This window comes from Arthrobacter sp. TJ-263 (assembly GCF_058269155.1).
Map to the genome: position 1 here is coordinate 2,083,256 of NZ_JBZCNE010000001.1, position 19,931 is coordinate 2,103,186.

21 protein-coding genes are annotated in these 19,931 nt (G+C 70.6%); 7 read left to right on the forward strand and 14 right to left on the reverse strand.

Annotated features, from left to right (window positions below; genetic code table 11):
- Positions 1-77 precede the first annotated feature (77 nt).
- Complete coding sequence (locus AC4D2F_RS10050; protein WP_490910412.1) at positions 78-1,571, forward strand: FAD-dependent oxidoreductase; 1,494 nt, start codon at positions 78-80, stop codon at positions 1,569-1,571.
- Between the two features lie 76 nt (positions 1,572-1,647).
- Here the strand turns inward: AC4D2F_RS10050 and mscL are convergent, their stop codons facing one another.
- Together mscL and AC4D2F_RS10060 are read right to left on the reverse strand one after the other, a co-directional pair.
- Positions 1,648-2,067: a large conductance mechanosensitive channel protein MscL gene (gene mscL, locus AC4D2F_RS10055; RefSeq protein ID WP_490910413.1), complete on the reverse strand. Its 420-nt coding sequence runs from the start codon at positions 2,065-2,067 to the stop codon at positions 1,648-1,650.
- Positions 2,068-2,189: 122 nt separating this feature from the next.
- Positions 2,190-2,747: a TetR/AcrR family transcriptional regulator gene (locus tag AC4D2F_RS10060; RefSeq protein ID WP_104167662.1), complete on the reverse strand. Its 558-nt coding sequence runs from the start codon at positions 2,745-2,747 to the stop codon at positions 2,190-2,192.
- 67 nt (positions 2,748-2,814) lie between these two features.
- Here AC4D2F_RS10060 and AC4D2F_RS10065 point away from each other — a divergent pair, with 67 nt between their 5' ends.
- On the forward strand, positions 2,815-4,383 hold the full coding sequence (locus tag AC4D2F_RS10065; protein WP_490910547.1) for an MFS transporter: 1,569 nt from the start codon (positions 2,815-2,817) through the stop codon (positions 4,381-4,383).
- Between the two features lie 95 nt (positions 4,384-4,478).
- Here the strand turns inward: AC4D2F_RS10065 and AC4D2F_RS10070 are convergent, their stop codons facing one another.
- Positions 4,479-4,736 (reverse strand): WGxxGxxG family protein, encoded by a 258-nt coding sequence (locus AC4D2F_RS10070; protein ID WP_104167660.1) that lies wholly within the window; start codon positions 4,734-4,736, stop codon positions 4,479-4,481.
- A gap of 190 nt (positions 4,737-4,926) precedes the next feature.
- Between AC4D2F_RS10070 and AC4D2F_RS10075 the strand changes: the two genes are divergently transcribed.
- Both AC4D2F_RS10075 and AC4D2F_RS10080 read left to right on the forward strand, forming a co-directional pair.
- Positions 4,927-5,499 (forward strand): GNAT family N-acetyltransferase, encoded by a 573-nt coding sequence (locus AC4D2F_RS10075; RefSeq protein WP_490910414.1) that lies wholly within the window; start codon positions 4,927-4,929, stop codon positions 5,497-5,499.
- Positions 5,500-5,618: 119 nt separating this feature from the next.
- Entirely contained in the window at positions 5,619-7,232 is a 1,614-nt protein-coding gene (locus AC4D2F_RS10080; protein ID WP_490910415.1) for a peptide chain release factor 3, read from the forward strand.
- A 21-nt stretch (positions 7,233-7,253) separates the two neighbouring features.
- On the opposite strand, the gene AC4D2F_RS10085 is transcribed toward AC4D2F_RS10080, so the two are convergent.
- The 8 genes from AC4D2F_RS10085 to AC4D2F_RS10120 all read right to left on the reverse strand — a co-directional run bounded on the left by AC4D2F_RS10085 (position 7,254) and on the right by AC4D2F_RS10120 (position 13,428).
- Positions 7,254-8,129, reverse strand: coding sequence for a TPM domain-containing protein (locus tag AC4D2F_RS10085; RefSeq protein WP_490910416.1), 876 nt, complete (start codon positions 8,127-8,129; stop codon positions 7,254-7,256).
- Positions 8,126-9,145, reverse strand: coding sequence for a squalene cyclase (locus AC4D2F_RS10090; RefSeq protein WP_490910417.1), 1,020 nt, complete (start codon positions 9,143-9,145; stop codon positions 8,126-8,128). Before AC4D2F_RS10090 ends, AC4D2F_RS10085 begins: the two co-directional genes overlap by 4 nt.
- Positions 9,146-9,227: 82 nt before the next feature.
- Entirely contained in the window at positions 9,228-9,383 is a 156-nt protein-coding gene (locus AC4D2F_RS10095) for a hypothetical protein (RefSeq protein ID WP_156135027.1), read from the reverse strand.
- A 1-nt stretch (position 9,384) separates the two neighbouring features.
- The gene (locus tag AC4D2F_RS10100; RefSeq protein ID WP_104167656.1) at positions 9,385-9,861 is read right to left on the reverse strand and encodes a DUF6325 family protein; all 477 of its coding nucleotides are present in this window, start codon (positions 9,859-9,861) and stop codon (positions 9,385-9,387) included.
- A 149-nt stretch (positions 9,862-10,010) separates the two neighbouring features.
- On the reverse strand, positions 10,011-10,856 hold the full coding sequence (locus tag AC4D2F_RS10105; protein WP_490910418.1) for a class II glutamine amidotransferase: 846 nt from the start codon (positions 10,854-10,856) through the stop codon (positions 10,011-10,013).
- Positions 10,857-11,074: 218 nt separating this feature from the next.
- The gene (locus tag AC4D2F_RS10110) at positions 11,075-11,815 is read right to left on the reverse strand and encodes an ANTAR domain-containing protein (RefSeq protein ID WP_490910419.1); all 741 of its coding nucleotides are present in this window, start codon (positions 11,813-11,815) and stop codon (positions 11,075-11,077) included.
- A 170-nt stretch (positions 11,816-11,985) separates the two neighbouring features.
- A complete protein-coding gene (locus AC4D2F_RS10115) occupies positions 11,986-12,639 on the reverse strand; it encodes a thioredoxin-like domain-containing protein (protein WP_490910420.1) in 654 nt (217 codons plus the stop codon).
- Between the two features lie 129 nt (positions 12,640-12,768).
- The gene (locus AC4D2F_RS10120) at positions 12,769-13,428 is read right to left on the reverse strand and encodes a DUF305 domain-containing protein (RefSeq protein ID WP_490910421.1); all 660 of its coding nucleotides are present in this window, start codon (positions 13,426-13,428) and stop codon (positions 12,769-12,771) included.
- A gap of 139 nt (positions 13,429-13,567) precedes the next feature.
- Here AC4D2F_RS10120 and AC4D2F_RS10125 point away from each other — a divergent pair, with 139 nt between their 5' ends.
- The 3 genes from AC4D2F_RS10125 (at position 13,568) to AC4D2F_RS10135 (ending at position 16,438) form a co-directional block, all read left to right on the forward strand.
- Entirely contained in the window at positions 13,568-13,894 is a 327-nt protein-coding gene (locus AC4D2F_RS10125) for a metal-sensitive transcriptional regulator (RefSeq protein ID WP_104167653.1), read from the forward strand.
- Between the two features lie 68 nt (positions 13,895-13,962).
- On the forward strand, positions 13,963-14,187 hold the full coding sequence (locus AC4D2F_RS10130) for a heavy-metal-associated domain-containing protein (RefSeq protein ID WP_104167652.1): 225 nt from the start codon (positions 13,963-13,965) through the stop codon (positions 14,185-14,187).
- A gap of 1 nt (position 14,188) precedes the next feature.
- Positions 14,189-16,438: a heavy metal translocating P-type ATPase gene (locus AC4D2F_RS10135; RefSeq protein WP_490910422.1), complete on the forward strand. Its 2,250-nt coding sequence runs from the start codon at positions 14,189-14,191 to the stop codon at positions 16,436-16,438.
- 37 nt (positions 16,439-16,475) lie between these two features.
- Here the strand turns inward: AC4D2F_RS10135 and AC4D2F_RS10140 are convergent, their stop codons facing one another.
- From AC4D2F_RS10140 to AC4D2F_RS10150, 3 genes are all read right to left on the reverse strand, one after another.
- Positions 16,476-17,924, reverse strand: coding sequence for an MFS transporter (locus tag AC4D2F_RS10140; RefSeq protein ID WP_490910423.1), 1,449 nt, complete (start codon positions 17,922-17,924; stop codon positions 16,476-16,478).
- A gap of 120 nt (positions 17,925-18,044) precedes the next feature.
- Positions 18,045-18,815: a VldE C-terminal domain-containing protein gene (locus tag AC4D2F_RS10145; RefSeq protein WP_490910424.1), complete on the reverse strand. Its 771-nt coding sequence runs from the start codon at positions 18,813-18,815 to the stop codon at positions 18,045-18,047.
- Positions 18,816-18,914: 99 nt separating this feature from the next.
- On the reverse strand, positions 18,915-19,889 hold the full coding sequence (locus AC4D2F_RS10150; protein WP_490910425.1) for an EamA family transporter: 975 nt from the start codon (positions 19,887-19,889) through the stop codon (positions 18,915-18,917).
- Positions 19,890-19,931: the final 42 nt, after the last annotated feature.

Consider the following 19,931-nt stretch of genomic DNA (forward strand, 5'->3'; position numbering starts at 1 on the left):
GACGGGCCCGGACCCTTGACTGTAAGCAGGCTTAGTGGTTCGGTGGGGACCACCGACCGGATCCGGAAGGGACCACCATGAGATCGCTCTGGCTCGATACCGCTCCGCACATCCCGGCGGACACCCTGCCGGCCGGCGCCGCCTACGACTCGGTCGTCGTCGGGGCAGGACTGACAGGGCTGACGACGGCGCTCCTGCTGTCCCGGGCGGGGCACCGGGTGGCGGTCCTGGAGGCCCGGACCACCGGAGCGGTGACCACGGGCAACACCACCGCGAAGCTCTCGCTCCTGCAGGGGACGAGCATCTCGGCGATCCTGAAGCACCACGACGTCGGGCTCGCCCGGGCCTACGTCCTCGGGAACCGCGAGGGGCAGAGCTGGCTGCTGCGCTTCTGCGACGAGCACGGCATCGACTATCAGACCCGGGACGCCGTCCAGTACGCCACCACGGACACCGGAGCACGGAAGCTGACGGACGAGCACGAGGCGTGCGTCGCGGCCGGCCTCGCCACCGAGCTCGGCAGCGCGGCCGCCCTGCCCTTCCCCGTGCGGAGGACGCTGCGTCTGGAGGGCCAGGCCCAGTTCCATCCGCTGGAGGTGCTGGCCGGGCTGGCCGCCGAGTTCAGGCGGCACGGCGGCACGCTGGTCGAGGGCGTCCGCGTGCAGGGCGTCGCGAAGGCTCGCGAGGGGGCGGACGGCGTGGAGCTGAGGACCAGCGCGGGCCCGGTGGCGGCGTCGACCGTCGTCCTCGCCACGGGCATCCCCATCCTCGACCGCGGGGGCTACTTCGCCGTGCTGCAGCCCATGCGCTCGTACTGCGTGGCCCTGACCGTGGACGGCGACGTCCCGGAGGACATGTACCTCAGCGCGGACTCCCCCACCCGGTCCCTGCGCACCGCCGTCGTCGAGGGCACCACGTACCTGATCGTCGGGGGCAACGGCCACAAGGTGGGCCACAGCTCCAACACCCGGGCCAGGGTGGACGGCCTCACGCGGTGGGCACGGGAGTACTTCCCGACGGCACGCCCCGCCTACGCCTGGTCGGCCCAGGACTACACGCCGGCCGCGGCGGTCCCCTACGTGGGCAAGGTGCCCGCCGGAGGCGGCCACCTCTACGCGGCCACCGGCTACAACAAGTGGGGCATGACCAACGCGGTGACGGCGTCACTGGCCCTCGCGGGCGAGATCCTCGGCGGCAACATGCCGTGGGCCGAGACGCTGTACCGCACGCGGGTCAGCCCGGCGGACGCACTCCAGACGGCTCAGGCGAACGCCGTCGTCGGCATGGAGATGGTCACCGGGTGGCTGGGCGGCCTCGCGCGATCCTCGTCCTCCACGCCCGGCGAAGGGGAGGGTCGGGTGATCCGCGAGGGTGCGCGCCCCATCGGGGTGTGCACGGTCGACGGCGTGCAGCACCGCGTGTCGGCCGTCTGCCCGCATCTGAAGGGGATCCTCTCCTGGAACGACGCCGAGCGGTCCTGGGACTGCCCGCTCCACGGGTCTCGCTTCACGGCGGACGGGAAGCTGCTCGAGGGGCCGTCGACGTCGGACCTCGCCACGACGAGGCGCTAGCGCGCCACCACCCGGACGGCCGCGCAGAGCGGCGGGGCCTGCGGGCGGAGAGTGCGAAGACCCGCAGGCGCCCCGGTCACCGCCGGGTCTCCCTGGAGGCCAGATCCTTCAGCAGGTCGCGCATCTCCGTGAGGAGTGCGGTGTCGACCGGGATCGGCGCCTCTTCGGGGTCCTCCGGCGCGGCGAGCGCACGCAGCCGCTCACGGGCGCGGTTCATGGGTACGACGAACAGGAAGTAGACCACGGCCGCCGTGATGAGGAACGTGATGACGGCCGTGAGTACGGCGCCCACGTCGACGAAGGTGGCGTCATTGCCCGGTCGGATCCGGAAGCCGAGGCCGGCCGCGTCGATCCCGCCGGCGGAGGCGATGACCGGATTGATGATGTTCGCCGTGAAGGCGCTGACGAGGGCGGTGAACGCGCTGCCGATGACGACGGCGATCGCCAGTTCGATCACGTTACCGCGCAGAACGAAGTCCCTGAAACCCTTGATCATCCACTGTCCCCTCGCTGAGTGCCCGGGCCGCTCGGCCCGGTCGGTCCTGTCTGCAGGCCTCACTCCAGTGAGGCCTTCCTCCCTCGGAACCGTCCCGGCGCCGGAGGACGGGACGGGGCTCGTCAGGGCGCGGTGGCGCCGCGTCCGCTCCGACTGACGATGAGATCCACGACGCCGAGGAGCTCGTCGATCTCCGCGCCACTGGTGCTGCCGGTCCCGGCCGAGGCGAAGAAGGCCGCGTCGTAGTAGAGGCCGTCGCCGAGGAGCTTGACGGCGTGCGCCGTGGTGCGGTCGCCGAGTTGAGCATCGAGCGCGTCGAGCCATTGTTCCTGGATGTCGGCGAGGGAGGCCTTCGCCGTCGGGTGCCCCTGCTGGGCGAGGCGCGCCATGGACACGAGCGCGCGGTCGAGCGGGCTGTCCTCGAAGACGGACGTCCGGACGTAGTAGCGGGCCGCCCCGTCCGGTGCCGCCGTCATCATCTCGCGGTCCTTGTCGGCGAGGCCGCGGAGGCGGTCGGCCAGGCCGTCGACGAGCGCCTCCTTGGAGGGGAAGTGATAGAGCAGTCCGCCCTTGGAGACGTCGGCGGCCGCGGCCACCGCTTCCATGGTGGCGGCCCTCTCGCCATCGCGGATCAGGGCGTTCTCGAAGCTGTCGAGGATGCGCTCGCGGGAACTGGACACCTACTGATGATACCGGTCACGATTGTTGTACTGTACCGGCTGGACGGTATAGCTTAGATGGATGACCATGACACCTTCCTCCTCCGCACGTGCATCCGGGGTGAACCCGCGTGCCGTTCACTCCCCCGATCCCCTGGCCGGCCGCCGCGAATGGTTCGCCCTCGCCGTGCTGATGCTGCCGGTGCTGCTGGTCTCGGTGGACAACACCGTGCTGAGCTTCGCCCTGCCCGAGATCTCCCGCCACTTCGCGACGAGCGGGACCACACTGCTCTGGATCGTCGACAGCTATCCCCTGGTGCTCGCCGGCCTGCTGGTGGCGATGGGCAGCTTCGGCGATCGCTTCGGCCGCCGCCGCCTGCTCATCATCGGCGCGGTGGGGTTCGCCGTCTTCTCGGTGGTCGCGGCGTTCGCCCCGACGGCGGCGTTCCTCGTCGCCGCACGCGTGGGTCTCGGCGTCTTCGGCGCCATGCTCATGCCCTCGACCCTCTCGCTCATCCGCAACATCTTCCTGGACCGGAACCAGCGTCGGATCGCCATCGCGGTCTGGGCCGCGGGCTTCTCGGCCGGCGCAGCGCTCGGCCCCCTGCTCGGCGGCGCCCTGCTCGAGCACTTCTGGTGGGGCTCCGTCTTCCTCCTGGCGGTTCCCGTGCTGGTGCTCATGCTCGCGCTGACCCCCGTCCTGGTGCCCGAATCGAAGGACTCCCATCCGGGGCTCGTGGACTACGCGAGCATCGTACTGTCGATCGGCACCATGCTGCCGGTGGTCTACGCCATCAAGAACCTCGCAAAGGGAGGCCCGTTGCTCATCTCCGTGACGGCAGCCTTCATCGGCATCGCGGCCGGCACCGTCTTCGTCGCCCGCCAGCTGCAACGCCGCAACCCCATGCTCGATGTCCGCCTCTTCACGGTGCGCGCGTTCAGCGGCGCCGTCCTGGTGAACCTCTTCGCGATCTTCTCGCTCGTGGGCTTCCTGTTCTTCGTCTCGCAGCACCTCCAGCTGGTGCTCGGGCTCAGCCCGCTCGACGCCGGACTGGTCCTGCTGCCGGGCCTCCTCGTGACGATCATCGCCGGCCTCGCCGTCGTGCCGCTGGCCCGCCGGGGTCGGCCGCACCTCGTCGTCTCGGTCGCCCTGATGTTCTCTGCCGTCGCCTACGCGATGATCGCCCTGCTCGGCGAAGGCGGGTCCGCGGGCTTCCTCATGGCCGCCTTCGTGATCCTCGGGATCGGCGTGGGCGCATCCGAGACCGTCTCCAACGACCTCATCCTGTCCTCCGTCCCCGCAGCCAAGGCGGGCGCGGCATCCGCCGTGTCCGAGACCGCCTACGAGGTCGGCTCCGTCCTGGGGACCGCCGTCCTCGGCAGCATCCTGCTGGCGTCCTACCAGCGGAACCTGCTGCTCCCCACGGGACTCAGCAGCGGCCAGGCGGGGACGTCCACCGAGACCCTCGGCGGCGCGGTCGAGGTGGCGACCCAGCTCGGTCCGACCAGCGCGGCCCTGCTCCGGGACTCGGCGTTCCACGCCTTCGACAGCGGCGTCACCCTGACAGCCGGCATCGCGGCGCTGCTCATGGTCGGGGCGTCCGTCCTGGCCGCGTGGAGTCTGCGGAACACCACGGCGGAGCGCGTCGACCACTAGGCGCCCCCGGGAACACCATGAGGGCCCATTCCGGAAGGAATGGGCCCTCATGTCATCGGGCGGCCCTACGCTGCGGGCCGGCCGGGTGCCGGAACCTAGTGTCCGGTGCGGTTCGGGTCGTTGACGCTCGAGGCGCCGTTGGCACGGTGGTCGACGTGCTCCTTCTTGTTCTTCTTCAGCAGGCCGGCCAGGCCGAGGAGGCCGAGGAGGCCCCACAGGCCGTTGTCGCCGCTGTCGTCGCTCTCCTGGGTCTGGGTGGTGGGCGCCGGCTCTTCAGAGGCGATGGAAGGGGCTGCCATTCCCGTCAGGATGGCGAGGGAGAGGGCTGCGGTAGCTGCGGTCTTGCGAATCATGGCGCTCCTTAGGTTGGGAAGGGACCCTGCTTGGGACTCCTTTCATCAGCCTACTTAGCATTTGCCGACCCGTGGCCTTGGAATGAGTCTCGAAAGGGCTTGCCAGGCGCGGGACCCACGAGGTACGCGGGCACCCTCCCGCGGCACCGTGGCCGTTGTCCGGCCGGGGCGCAGGTGGAACAGTGGGGTCATGGTGATCGAGGTGCGCCCGGCGACGACGTTCGAGGATGTGGCGACGATGGTGGGACCCCGACGCGTGGACGCGAATGTCTGCTGGTGCCTCAGCTACCGGCTCCCGGCCAAGCAGAATGCCGCACTGACAGGGCAGGATCGCGGCGACCTCGTGCAGCGCCTGTGCCATCAGGATCCGCCGCCCGGGGTGCTCGCCTACGACGGCGACGACGTCGTCGGGTGGGCCGCGGTCCACCCGCGCGCCGACACGGCATTCGCCCGCAGCCGCACGATTCCCCGCGTCGACGACGCCGACGTGTGGTCGGCGTGGTGCATCCGGGTGCGGCCGGGCCACCGCGGCCAGGGGATCTCGCATCGGCTCCTTGCCGGCGCTGTGGACTTCGCGGTCAGTCACGGAGCGCCGGCCGTCGAAGGGTATCCCGTGGACAACGCGGGCGGGAAGGTGGACACCACCATGGCCTATGTGGGCACGCGTCGGCTCTTCGAGGCCGCGGGCTTCAGGAAGGCGGCGGACACCGCGTCGGTGGTGAACGGGTTCCCGCGGATCCTCATGCGGCTCGAGCTGCCCTGACGCCGGGAACTCCGTCGGGATCCGCCGCCACAGGCCGTCCAGGGCGCCCGCACCCATGCGGACAGCGAACAGGTGCCTCCTCCGACGGGCTTCCCGCCGGCATCGGGGACAATGGAAGGGTGGCCCTGCTAACCGAATCCCCCGTCCTCGACGCCGACGCCGTCCGCCGCGAGGCCGGCCGCCGTCGTACCTTCGCCGTCATCTCGCACCCCGACGCCGGGAAGTCGACGCTCACGGAGGCGCTGGCGCTCCTCGCCCGGGCCATCCAGGACGCCGGCGTCACGCACGGCAAGTCGAGCCGTCACGCCACCGTCTCGGACTGGATGGGCATCGAGCAGGAGCGCGGCATCTCGATCAGCTCCGCGGCCCTCCAGCTGACCTACCGTGACACCATCCTCAACGTCGTCGACACCCCGGGCCACGCGGACTTCTCGGAGGACACCTACCGCGTCCTCGCCGCCGTCGACTCCGCGGTGATGCTGATCGACGCCGCCAAGGGCTTCGAACCGCAGACCGTCAAGCTGCTCGCCGTGTGCAAGGCCCGGAACATCCCGATCATCACCGTCATCAACAAGTGGGACCGGCCGGGCCTCGACGCCCTCGGCCTGATCGACGACGTCGGGGAGCGCACCGGGATGACCCCGGTCCCGCTCACCTGGCCGGCCGGGATCGCCGGGGAGTTCAAGGGACTCATCGACCTCCGGGCCGAGCGCGCGATCGCACTGACGGCCGTGGAGGCCGGCGCCCAGGCCGCCACGGAGACCGAGGTGGACATCGACGCGCTCGATCCGCGTGACTCCGGCGCCTGGCTCGATGCGCGCGAGGAGTCGGGTCTCGTCGAATCCTCGAACGGCTCCTTCGACCGCGAGGAGTTCGAGGCGGCCCGGCAGACGCCCGTCCTCTTCGCGGCCGCGGCCAAGAACTTCGGCGTCTCCCAGCTCCTCGACATCCTGGTGGACGTGGCCCCCTCCCCCTCCCCGCGGCCCTCCAAGGAGGACGAGCCGCGCCCCATCGACGCGCCGATGTCCGGCTTCGTGTTCAAGGTGCAGGCCGGCCAGGACAGCGCCCACCGCGACCACATCGCCTACCTGCGTATCTGCTCCGGCACGTTCGAGCGCGGCATGGTCATCACCAACCAGCGCACCGGGAAGCCCTTCGCCACCAAGTACGCGCACCGCGTCCTCGGACGCAGCCGCGAGGTGGTGGACACGGCGTGGCCGGGCGACGTCGTCGGGCTCGTGAACGCGACGAGCCTCCGCGTCGGCGACAGCCTGTTCGCCGAGGAGCCCGTGCAGTTCCCCGACATCCCGCGCTTCTCCCCCGAGCTGTTCGCCGTCGCCCGCGCCAAGGATCCTGGACGGTACAAGCAGTTCCGCCGCGGGATCGAACAGCTCGAGCACGAGGGCGTGGTGCAGGTGCTGCGCTCGGACCTCCGCGGCGACCAGGCGCCCGTGCTCGCCGCCGTCGGGGCACTGCAGTTCGAGGTCGCCGCCGAGCGGCTCGGCACCGAGTTCAACGCGCCGACGTCGCTGGACAATCTCTCCTACACGCTCGCGATGCGGGTGGCGCCGGAGAGCGAGGGCGTCCCGGGGACCTTCCGCGGCGGCGAGATCCTCTTCCGGTCCGACGGCGAGATCGTGGCGGTGTTCGGGGACAAGTGGAAGGTGGGGCACTTCCGGAAGGACTTCCCCGATGTCGTGCTCGAACCGATCGGCGCAGCCGTCGATCAGTAGGGCCGGCGCGTCCCCCTGCGGTCAGTAGCTGCCCGACGCCCCGCCGCCGCTGAACCCGCCGCCTCCGTTGAAGGAGGACCCCGAGGTGTCGCCCCCGCTGCCCCCGGAGTAGAGCGCAGGGTTGGCGAGATAGAGGGGGAGCCAGACGGCCGGGTTGCTCACGGCGTCGTCGTTCCGGTGGCCGTACCGGTATTTCCGGTAGGCGTCGCGCTGCTGCTCGGTGAGGCGGAGGTCCGGGTCGGCGTCCTCCGCTGCCCGCAGCTCCTCGTTCGCGATGGAACGACGGCGGCGGGAGTCCGCGGCGAACAGCCACACGATGCCGCCGAGGAGGACGGCGAGGCCGCCCGCGACCCAGCCGAGGAGCACCCAGTCGAACGGCTCCTTCACCGGCTCCTGGCCCTGCGCGTAGGTGTAGATCCGGCCGACGGCCTCCGTCAGCCCCGCAGCGTACTCCTCGTCGGCGAATGCCGGTTCGAGGACGTCCCCGATGACCTGCGCGGCGTCGTCGTCGGAGAACGCCTCGCGTACGCCGTCGGCGGTCTCGATACGCAGTTCCCGCTCCCCGGTGTCCGCGACGACGAGCACGCCGTTGTCGGCGCCGGCGTCCCCCACGCCCCAGGCGGTCGCGACGGAGCGGGCGTAGTCCTCGATGGACCCGCCGGCGTCCTCCACCGTCAGGACGGCCACGCGCGCGGCGTCGGTCCGGCCGTTGTGCCCGTCGATGAGCGCGTCGAGCTCCTGCTCCTCGGCGGACGTCAGGACATCGGCGGCGTCGAGCACGTTGCCCTCCGCCGGCGGTTCCGGCGCGGCGGCGGGTCCGGTCCCGTCGCAGCCCGTGAGGACGAGGAGCACCAGGGACGCCGTCGCCGCAATGACGCCCGGTCGACGATTCGTCATGATCCTCCCCCCTGTCTCGACGGTGCGGCGCTCTCCGCGGGGCCGCGGGCGGAATCCCACCAGTGGAGCACCCGCGCCGCGTGGAACGTCACCCAGGGGGACGGTACCCCCGCCGGCACGTCCACGTCGAACCAGGCCTCGCCGGGGTGGCGGCGCTGCTGCAGCCAGGAGCCGTCCGGCTGCCGGGCCGTGCGGACGAGCTCGACGGCGTCCTCGAGCCGGTGATCCGGCGCCGCGCCGTCATGCTCCGCTGCACGACGGAAGTAGTCCAGGGCGCGCAGTGCGCTGTAGTAGGACCGGAACGGGTAAGCGAATGCGCCGACCCAGGCCGCCACGGGTTCGCCCGTGCCCAGCCGGTACAGCAGCCGCCGGCGCAGCAGGTACTCCTCGGCCGCATGCCGGGCGGTGGTGAGCCGTCGGCTCCCGCCGGTGAGGATCTCGTAATCGAGCACTCCATCCAGAGCACTGAGGGTGGACGGGAAGGACGCCCTCCGTGAGCCCTCCACCCCCGCGCAGTTCCAGCCGCCCTCGTCGACCTGGTGCTCCACGAACCACTCCGCCAGCGCACCCATGTCCAGGCCGAGCCACGCTCCGTTGGCGAGCGTCATACCGTTGATGCAGGCGTCCACCTCGCCACCCCAGTAGGGCAGGTCGTCGTACTCCCAGCGGCTGTTGACCCGGAGCCGCTCCGCGGTGTCCCCCAGGGCGCCGGCGTCCAGACCCCATTGCCGCAGGCTCGTCAGGGACCAGGTGGTCGCCGTCCAGGGCTGTCCGTCCGACGCGGCGGCTTCGCGACCCTCCAGGTCGAACCCGGCGGGGAAGAACGCGCCACCGGCCCACTGCCCATCGGCGTCCTGATGGGCCAGGAGCAGTGCGCCGAAACCCTCCGTGGCGACAAGGTCCCGCGTGTGCATCCAGGCCTCCTCCGGCGCACCGGCGAGGTCCCGCTCCACCTGCCATCGGAGCGAGGGATCCGAGGTCAGGAGCCAATCGATCAGGGAGCCGTCCAGCGCCATGGACCGCAGAGTACGGCGCCTCCGCACGCGCCACAAGACCCGAACCTGTCAGGGATGCACTTGTGACGCGCCTGCGGTGACGTCAGTCGCGTCGGTCGCGGCGATCCTCGCGCCGGTCCCCGCGGTCGTCCCGTCGATCCTCCCTGCGGTCTCCGCGACGGTTGATCCCGTGGGCGACGACGATGGCGCCACCGACGGCGGCAGCGGTCCTGCGCCTGCGTCGTGCTGCGAGTGGCATGTCAGACTCCTTCCTTCATTCCTTCGGCTGACCGGGATTCGGCCTCATCGGCCTGGAAGGCGGCGATGACGGCCTGGGTCGGGATCCGGCCGCTGGCCACGAGCTGGCCGCCGGCCTTCCGGACGGCCGCACCGAACGGGGCCGCCCACTGGTTCTCCCAGACGAGTACAGCGGCGGAATGGCCGGGCTCGATCGTCTCGGCCAGGTCCAGGATGTCCTGCTCGGAGAGCACCATGGCGAGCTCTGCCTCGGCCATGCGCACCCCGCCGAGCTCTGTCTCGTCGAGGTCGGAGATCTCCGCCGTCTCGAGGGCGCCGTCCGCGTTCTTCCGCAGGAACGCCATGTCGAGGACCCTGACGAGTTCACGGTTGACCAGGTCATCCAGGAACGGGGCGATCTGGCCTCTACCGAAGTCCGGTCCGGGGAACTCCACGACGAGCCAATCCACCGGCCCTAGTTCATCCAATGTCTCAGCCATGCTGAAGACCTCCGTTTCTCAGTGTCACGGGCGGTCCGACGGGCCACCGCAGTCTCATCCTGTGCGCCGGTCACAGGCGGCGCGTCACCCGCCCGGGGTGACCTCCCGGCGGGCGCCATCACGTCCGGCGGACGGATGCCGGAGATGTGTCAGACAGCTGCGGCGACCGGAAGCGCAGGGGCGAACGGGTACAGCTCCTGCTCGCCTCCGTGAACGACGACGCAGGTGGCGTCCGGCACTTCCCGCCATGCGCCACGGAGATCGCCCAATGGCTCGGAGACCACCAGCCGCGCATCGTCCGAGAGTTCGTGGATCAGGGGGTTGTCCGGGTACTGGGCGCGGAGGGTCGCGATGTCGTTGCTGTGGAACAGTGATCGCGAGTTGCCCTCGCTCGAGTACCGGAAGGCCCAGGTGGTGTCGCCGTCGGTGGTGGCGACCGTCATCTGGATGGGGTAGTCGATGCCGTGGCGCCGCCCGGTGTCCTCGATCAGGCCCACGGCCTCCGCGACCGCTGCGCGGGGGTTCCGCTCAAGCCCGAAGGTCAGGGCGAGGTAGAAGAACAGCTCCGAGTCCGTCGACCCTTCGATCTCGGGGTAGAGGCTGGGCTCGACCGCCATGGCCAGATCGCGCTTCACCTTCGGGAAGTCCAGGAGCACCCCATTGTGCATCCAGAGCCACCGGCCGTGACGGAACGGGTGGCAGTTCGTCTGCTGGACTGCTGTGCCGGTCGTGGCACGGATGTGGGCGAAGACGCGGCCTGCCGAGGCGTGCCCTGCGAGCTCGCGCAGGTTGCGGTCATGCCAGGCAGGCTCCGTGCTGTGGTAGACCCCGGGGGTCGGCCCGGTCCCGTACCACCCGACGCCGAACCCGTCCCCGTTGGTGGTCTCGACGCCCATCCGTGAGTGCTTGCTCTGCATGACGAGGGAGTTGACGGGTCTGTAGAGGAGGTCGTCCAATCGCACGGGGGAACCTGAGTACGCTAGCCAACGACACATGTCGTCTCCTTCGGGTCGGGCCGGATCTGCACACCGGGCCGGAGCCAGTCCGCCGGCCCTCCTGGCCGTCTCAGCCATGCTGAAGACGTCCGTACTCATCCTGCGCACCGGCGATACGCGACACGTCACCCGCGCGGGGTGACCTCGTGCCTCGGGCCGGGAGCAACCACCCGATCGGCCCGGGGTGCCCGGAAGCGCGACGATGGGGCTCCGCGCGGTCAGGGGACGAAGTGCGTCTCGGGGAGCTGCTGGCCGATCGAGGTGACCACGGCGGCGGCGACGTCCGCCAGCTTCATGTTCCGTCCGCTGGACGCGGCCTTGAGGATGGTGATGGCCGCCTCGTGGCTGCACCGGTTCTGACCCATGATGATGCCCGCCGCCACGTCGATCGTGGTCCGCGAGTTCATCGCGGCCCGCAGGTGCTCGCCCGTGTCGGTGAGGTGGGCCACCCGGACCGCCAGGCGGAGGAACTTCGAGGCCTCGGTGGCCAGTTGCACGGCCTCGGCGATGGACTCGTCGTCGAAGGCGCGGGGCTGCGGCGAGTACAGGTTCAGGCCGGCCGCCGCGAGGCCGTCCAACGGGATGGGCACGCCGACGGCGGAGCGCATCCCGTGCTCCACGATGGCTGCCGTGTAGTCGCCGAAGCGCTTCTCCTCGAGGAAGTCCTCCACGTGGTAGACCTGACCGTCCCGGGCAGCCCGGATGCACGGTCCGTCGTCGAACGCGTACTGGACCTCGTCCATGAGTTTCGCCTGCTCGCTGCTGCTGGCCACCGTCCCCGTGGACCGGCGCCGCAGGAGCGTGACTCCGGACATCACTTCCCGGTCCGGGGTCGAGAGGGTGTCCGCGGCCAGTCTCGCGAGCCCGTCGAGGAACTCGTTGATGTCCGTGCTGTCCAGGACCAGGTCCTGCAGCATCCCGGGAAGGGACAGTTCTCCGAGAATCCGGTCGTCGGTCACGACGGGCACCTTCCGATCATCAGGGGCCGCCGATGTGCAGCCCTGACTAGCCACGGTACCGAAGTGTTCGTCCGGGGAGACAACGGAGGCGCCGGGGACGGCGCCACGGCGGGTGGACGACGGCGCGCGGCAGCCCAGGGTGGGTCCTGCCGCGCCGTCGTCGGGATCGCCTAGGAGGCGAGGCCCGCGGGCGTGATGCCACCGGAGCAGGCCGCACCCGGTTCGCGGGTCTGCTCGCCCTGGATGTACTTGGTGAGGAAGGTGGCGAGGCGGGGGTCGTCTGCGGAGTCCACCGTGAGCTGGATGCCCCAGGCGCTGGCGGCGACGGGTGACTCGAGGTCCGGGTAGGGGCTGAGCAGCACGTAGGAGCGCTTACCCACGAGCTCGGTCAGCGTGTCGATCTCCGCCTGGCCGATGTCCGGGTTGTACGCGATCCAGACGGCACCGTGCTCCAGCGAGTGGACGGAGTTCTCGTTCGGGATGGGTTCGGTGTAGACGCCGCAGTTGGTCCAGACGGGGTTGTGATCGCCCCCGACGGGCGGCGACTGCTCGTACTCCACGGGGCCGTCCACGTGCTCGAACGTCACGTCGGGGTATTCCTGGACACCCTCGATGGGCTGGGACGCCTGGGCCTCGCGCTCCCGGTTGTCCTGCACCTGGCTGACGATGACCAGGGTCACCGCGATGATGATCGCCAGGATGACGGCGCCGATCCCGCCGAAGATGAGGGCGTTGCGCTTGCGTTCACCCGCCCGCTGCTGGGCTTGGATGGCGGCCAGGCGCGCTTGGCGGTCCTGGTTCTCCTGAGACCGTTTCTTGTTCAACGAGGTGTCCTTCGGTGCTGGGGTGGCTGCGGCGGTCGCCGCGGTTCGGTTAGCGCCGGAACCCAATGTACCGGCGGGGGCCGTCCGACCCTGAACCGCCCCGCGGGGCGGCGGCAGGGCAGGGCGGCGCTACAGGGCGTCGAGCATGGTCTGCATGAGGGTGATCTCGGCCTGCTGGCCGGACTGGATCTTCGTGGACAGCGTGCGGACCTGCTCCGTCTCCGCGAGCTCGGCCCCGGCCGCGGCCATGTCCACGCCCGCCTCATGATGGTCGATCATGAGCGTCAGGTACAGCCGCTCGGCGTCCTCGCCGCGCGCAGCGCGCAGCTCGTCGAGCTGCGCTGGGGTCGCCATGCCGGGCATGAGCCCGTCCGGCATGAGCATGGACCCGGCATCGGCCCCCGCCCCCATGTCCATCCCTGCGTGGTCACCCGAGGCCGCCATCCATTCCATGCGTGGCTGCGCGTCGCTCTGCGGCAGCCCCCACTCCTCGAGCCAGGCGTACATCTGCCCCGCCTGCTGCTGCTGGGTCAGTGCGATGTCGTACGCGATGGTACGGAGGGTCTCGTCGTCCACGTTGTCGCGCACGATCATGGACATCTCCACGGCCTGGTTGTGGTGCACCTGCATGTCCCGGGCGAACCCCGCATCAGCGCTGCCGGCGTCGGGGTAGGAGGGACCGGCGGAGACGCGGCCGGCGGTGAAGGCGAGAGCGAACAACGCGACGACGGCGATTGCGGCGAGGATCAGGAGGACTCGCTTCTGCCAGCCCGACAGCGAGAGGGTCATGGACGTCCTTGGGTCGAGAGTGTGCCGGTTAGCCAACGTACGGCATTCCGCTGGGTGTTCCCTCCACGCAGGAATAACCGTAGGGCTTGGCGGTTATACCCCCCAAGGGTATCGTGGACCGTATGCGAGGAGCCAAGTCATGACCACCGGGACCAATGCGGAGACCACCGTGCAGCACGGCTACACGGCGGACAAGGACGCCTATCTCAAACGGCTGCGGCGGGTCGAGGGCCAGGTCCGCGGCATTGCGCGGATGGTCGAGGAGGACAAGTACTGCATCGACATCCTGACGCAGGTCGCGGCCGTCAACAAGGCACTGCACGCCGTCTCGATGGGATTGCTCGAGGAGCACATCGCGCACTGCGTCGTCGGAGCCGCACAGGACGCACAGACCTCCGGCGACAGCGATGCCGTGCAGGAGAAGGTCCAGGAAGCCACCGCCGCGATCGGCCGCCTCCTGCGCTAGCAGCAGACCCCGTCAGCACCCAGCCCGTCCCCCATCCCCGTACTGATCCATCCACCGAGGAGACCACCATGAGCACCACCACCGTCAACATCACCGGCATGACCTGCGGCCACTGCGTCAGCGCGGTCAAGAGTGAACTGTCGGAACTTCCCGGCGTCGAGACCGTCGACGTCGAACTCGTGAACGGCGGCACCTCCACCGCCACCATCTCCTCCTCCACGCCACTGGACGCCGCCTCGATCGACGGCGCCGTCGCCGAGGCCGGCTACACCGTGGTGCCCGCCGGGTCCTGACGTGGCCACCCAGCAGGTCCCAGTCCGGAGGACCGAGCAGGAGCACCGCGTCGTCCAACTCTCGATCCAGGGCATGACCTGCGCGTCGTGCGTCGGGCGGGTCGAGCGGAAGCTCGGCAAGCTCGACGGCGTCGAGGCGAGCGTCAACCTGCCGCTGGAGAGCGCCGTCGTCCGGGTGCCGGCCACCGTCAGCGACCAGGACCTGATCGACACCGTGGTGGCCACCGGCTACGGCGCCCATGTGGTGCACCCCGAGCACCCCGAGGACGGCGGGCACGACCACGCGCCGTCGCTCCTCCGGGCGCGCCTCATCCTCGCGGCCGTCCTGTCCGTGCCGGTGCTGCTGATCTCGATGGTGCCCGGCCTCCAGTTCGCGAACTGGGGCTGGGTGGTCTTCGCGCTGTCCGTCCCGGTGGTGACGTGGTCCGCGTGGCCGTTCCACCGTGCGGCGGCCATCAATGCACGCCACCTGTCCTCCACCATGGACACGCTCGTCTCCATCGGCGTCACGGCCGCCTTCCTGTTCTCGGCCGGGCAGCTTCTCGCCGATCCCGCCCTGACCCAGCACGCCGGGATGGCCGGCATGGACATGACGGAGCACTCCCTCTACTTCGAGGTGGCCGCCGTCGTCGTCACCTTCCTCCTGCTCGGCCGCTTCCTCGAGGCGTCCGCGAAACAGCGCGCCGGCGACGCCCTGAAGTCCCTCCTGAGCCTCGGCGCGAAGGAGGCGCGTGTGCTGCGCACCGTCGACGGCGAGCGCACCGAGGTCACGCTGCCCGCCGATGCGCTGATCCCCGGGGACGCGTTCGTCGTCCGTCCGGGCGAGAAGATCGCGACCGACGGCACGGTCACCGAAGGGCACAGTGCCGTGGACACCGCCCTGCTCACGGGCGAGAGCATCCCCGTCGAGGTGGGCCCCGGCGACACCGTGACGGGTGCGACCATCAACACGTCGGGCCGCCTCGTGGTGCAGGCCACCCGCGTCGGGTCGGACACCGTACTGTCCCAGATGGGCCGCCTCGTCAGCCAGGCGCAGAGCGGGAAGGCGCGCATCGCTCGGCTCGCCGACCGCATCAGCGCCGTCTTCGTCCCGGTGGTCCTCGTGCTCGCGATCCTGACGTTCGTGCTGTGGCTCGTGCTGACGGGCGACCTCGACGCGGCCTTCACGGCATCCGTGACGGTGCTGGTGATCGCCTGCCCGTGCGCGCTCGGCCTCGCCACGCCCACCGCACTCCTGACCGGCACCGGCCGCGGCGCCCAGCTGGGCATCCTCATCCGCGGCCCCCAGGTCCTCGAGGACACCCGCACCGTGGACACCATCGTGCTGGACAAGACCGGCACCGTCACCACGGGCACCATGGCCGTGGACGACGTCGTCGCGCTCGCCGCCGTTCCGGCACCCGACCTGCTTCGCCTCGCCGGAGCCGTGGAGGCCGCGAGCGAGCACCCCATCGCGCAGGCCATCGCGCAGCACGCCGCCGCCGCCGGCCGGCTGCCCGGGGCGCACGCCTTCTCGAGCGCACCCGGGGGCGGCGTACGCGGGGAGGTCGACGGCGTCGTGGTCACCGTGGGGCGGGCCGGTTGGCTCGAGCGCCACGGGATCCGGCCGACCGACGGACAGGCGGCCACGTTCACGGCGGCCGAGGACGCCGGGCGGACGGCCATCTGGGTGGCGATCGGGGACGACGTCGCAGGCCTCGTCACGCTCTCCGACACCGTCAAGGACGGCTCGGCGGCCGCCGTCCGGCGGCTGCGCGGCCTCGGGCTGCGGCCCGTCCTGCTCACCGGCGACAACCGGGCGGTCGCCCTGCAGGTGGCCGCCGTCGTCGGGATCGACGCCGCCGATGTGCGCGCCGGGGTCACACCCGAGGGCAAGGTGGATGCCATCCGGGAGCTGCAGGCCGCCGGGGCGACCGTCGCCATGGCGGGCGACGGCGTCAACGACGCCGCGGCGCTCGCGCAGGCGGACCTCGGGATCGCCATGGGTTCCGGCACTGACGTCGCCATCGAGGCAGCGGACCTCACCGTGATGGGCAACAGCCTGGAGCAGGTGGCGCAGGCCATCGAGCTGTCCCGCCGCACGCTCGGCACCATCAAGGGGAACCTGTTCTGGGCGTTCTTCTACAACGCCGTCGGCATCCCCGTCGCCGCGCTGGGCCTGCTCAACCCGATGCTGGCGGGGGCGGCGATGGCCGCGAGCTCGGTGCTCGTCGTCGCGAACTCGCTGCGCCTGCGGCGCTTCGGGCGGTGACCCTCCGGGCCGGTCGCGGCTCGGCAGGGACTGCCGGTCATGGTGCTTCGGCCGCCGGCGCTTCCTCCGCAGCCGCGCGGGCATAGGACGCCGAGACCCGGCGATAGACGGGCGTCAGGAAGGCCAGGACGGCGGCCACGATGATGACGATGCCCGCCACCAGGAACACGAGGGCGATGCCACGGGAGGTGCCCTCCCCCAGCAGCGGGGCCAGCTGGGCCGCGCCCTCCACCGAGCGCGCGTACGGGATGATCCAGAACTGCGCGATCGGCGCGATGAGGAACGCGGTGATCGGCGCGGCCGCGGACTCGAACGCCATGGCGAAGCCGAAGACACGCCCCTGCCGGGGCAAGGGGACCACCCGCTGGATGACGGTCTGCTCGGCGGCCTCGACGAACGGCACCAGGACCAGGTAGAGCCAGATACCGAGGACGTACAGCCACCCCCATTCCCGGAGGGTGAATGCCGCGCCGACGACCCCCATCATGATCACCGCGATGAGCATGGTACGGAGGGGATTCGGGCCGAGGCCGAATTTGCCGATCAGGGCGCCGCCGACGATGAACCCGCTGGCGCCGAGGGCGAAGTAGGTCCCCCACAGTTCCACCGGGAACAGCTCGAGGCCGTAGGGGTCCATCAGCGCCATGTAGACGCCGCCCACGAAGTTGTTGAACGTGGAGAACAGGATGAGCGCGAACAGCCCGGAGATCGCGAGGACCGCGGCGACGGAACCGCGCAGGTCGAACCCGCCCTGCGCATCGGTTGCCGCTGCGCGCACCTCCTCGGGCATGCGCAGCGTCAGCAGGTGCGCGAAGGCGAGCGCCGTCAGCACCAGGGCGACGACGATCGTCCAGCCCATGCCGATCAACCCGATCGACAGCCCGGAGAGCACCGACGTGATGATGAACATCAGTCCCTGCACCATGCCGACCAGCCCGTTGGCATTGGCTCTCCGGTCCGGCTCGATGAGGATGGTCACGGTGGTGGACAGCGCGATGTTCCGCATGTTCTCCACGACGGCACCGATCAGGATGATCAGGGTGAAGACCCAGAACCACGGCTGCTGCAGATCGAGGAGACCGGCGGCGGGCGTCACCAGGAACATGACCCCGGCCAGCACGAACATCACCAGCGTGAAACCGGCCGCGAAGCGCATGACGGAGAGCTTGCGGTAACGGTCCACGAACGTGCCGAAGCTGATGCTGGAGAGGGCGATCAACAGCATGTACGCGCCCCCGATCACGCCGGTGGCGATCACGTTGCGCGTCTGCAGGTAGGCCCAGAAGGTCAGGGCGAACCAGAGGTAGCTGGTGGTGATGTTCGCAAGCCCGGTGTTCACGAGGATGCCGAGGAAGGTGCGGTTCCGCTCGGCCGGGGTGCGGAAGGAGGTTGCCTGCGGCGAGCGGCCGGCCGGGTCCCCGGAGGGAAGTGCGCCGCCCTGGGGAGCCGTGACGGCCCCGGGTGGGGCCGGATCCTGCCCGGTCATGCGCACCAGTGTAATGGGGGTCGGCGCCCGCCTGAAGGGGTGGCCGGCCCGCGTCCCGCGGGACTGCCTGACCCTTCGTGACGGGGTTGACAGACCACTGCAGGGCGCCCGCGCACTCCGTCAGGTGCCTCCGCGCAGCACGTCGACGTGCACGTGATCGAGGTGGCGCAGGATCTCGTTGGCCGGCTCGGGCGCCTCGTAGTCGCCCCACTGCGCCCTGGAGGAGTGGTCGCTCCAGAAACGGTCGTCGAAGATGACGTACTGGACGTCGAGGTCCTCGGCGTGCGCGACGAGCCAGTGGGCCACCAGCCACCCGGCGCGTCGGTTCTCCTCCGTCACGGGGCGGAAGAAGACATCGATGCCCCGACCGTCGTAGTGCGTGGACTCCGCACCGTGTCCCTGCCCTACTCCGCCCGGAGCGAACCCGCCCAGGCTCTGGTCGCCGAACACCTCTGCCATCGCCAGGCGGACCTGCTCGGCGCGCGGGGTCAGGCCGGTGGCCGTCAGGTCCTCCACCGGGAGGCCGTCGGCGGCAGAACCACGGCAGGCCAGGCCGGGACCGGCATCATCGGCCGGTCCCTCCGCGAGCCGCTGCAGGACCGCGTCGTCGATCCCGGCGGTGTCCGGAGCCGGTACCCCGCGGGCCGTGAGCGCCACCGCCGTCGTGGCCTGCTTCGCCTCGCTCCGGGTGAGTCCGATCTCCCCCTCGGAGGTCCGGACGGTGCACTCCGCACCCCCGAGCACCGGACCACCTGCGGTCCGCAAGCCGCTCAGCAGGCCGGCTCCGAGGAGCACGAGCACGGACGCGAGCATGCCGATCACGAGCAGACCCAGGAGCAGACGACGAAGCCGGCCCGGGCGTCCTCGCGAGTGCCCGGTGATGCTGTCCATGGTTCGCGTGCCTTCCTGTCGGGGTGGCAGGGCCCGGAAGAGACGACGCTGCTGAAGGTTCAACCGATCACGGCGGGGTGGGAGTTCCCGTCGCCGACCTCAGGGACGTGGCAGCGGCTCCACGGGGTTGGGCTGGTCGAGCGCCGCCTCGAGGTCGCCGTCGGGCGTGGACCGCAGTTCGTCCACCCGGACGCACACCACGCCGGCCACGATCAGCAGCCCGCCGAGCAGCTGCACGGGACCTGGCAACTCGCCGAGGATCAGCCACGCCGCGAGCACGGCGAACATCACCTCGGTGAGGGCCACGAAACTCGCCACCTTCGAGCCGAGGCGCTGCGCGGCGAGGATGCCCGTCACGTAGGCGGCGACCGTCGCGACCAGGACGAGGACGGCCACCGGGACGATCCAGCTGTAGGTGCCCCCGGCCAGGCGGACGTCCGAGAACACGAACCGGAACGGCATGATGTTCGTCAGACCGAGGACCGAGATGGTCACCGCCGCCACCACCATGCCCCCGCCGGCCATGACGATCGGCGGTAGGGTCTCGTCCACCCGCGCGGACATGAGGAAGAAGACCACGAGGCAGACGGCGGCCGCGAGACCGAACAGCACGCCGACGGGATCGAGCCGGGCGTCACCCGTCAGGTCCAGGACCAGCAGGAGCCCGAGGATCGCCGTGACGGACCCGATGATCGTCAGCGTGTGCGGGGCAGTGCGCGAGCGCAGCCAGAGGAATCCTACGAGCAGCACGGGCGCCAGGTATTCGAGCAGCAACGACACCCCCACGGACATGCGCTGCACAGCGTTGAAGTAGAAGAGCTGGCAGAGCGCGATCGCCGTCGTCCCGTAGATCACGATGGTCAGCGCGTTGCCGCGCAGGGTGGACCAGCGGCCGCGGAGGGCGATCAGCGCCGGGACGAGCAGGACGACGGCGGCGCCCCCGATGCGCAGCCCGACGGCGGCGCCGGGGCTCCAGCCGATCTCGAGCAGGGACTTCGCGAACGGGCCGGAGACGCCGAACGTCGCGGCGGAGACGAGCGCTATCCAGAGGCCGGCGGTGGGGCGCAGGGACACGACCTCTCCCTTCGGATCGATGCTTGGTGTCAGGGGTGACAA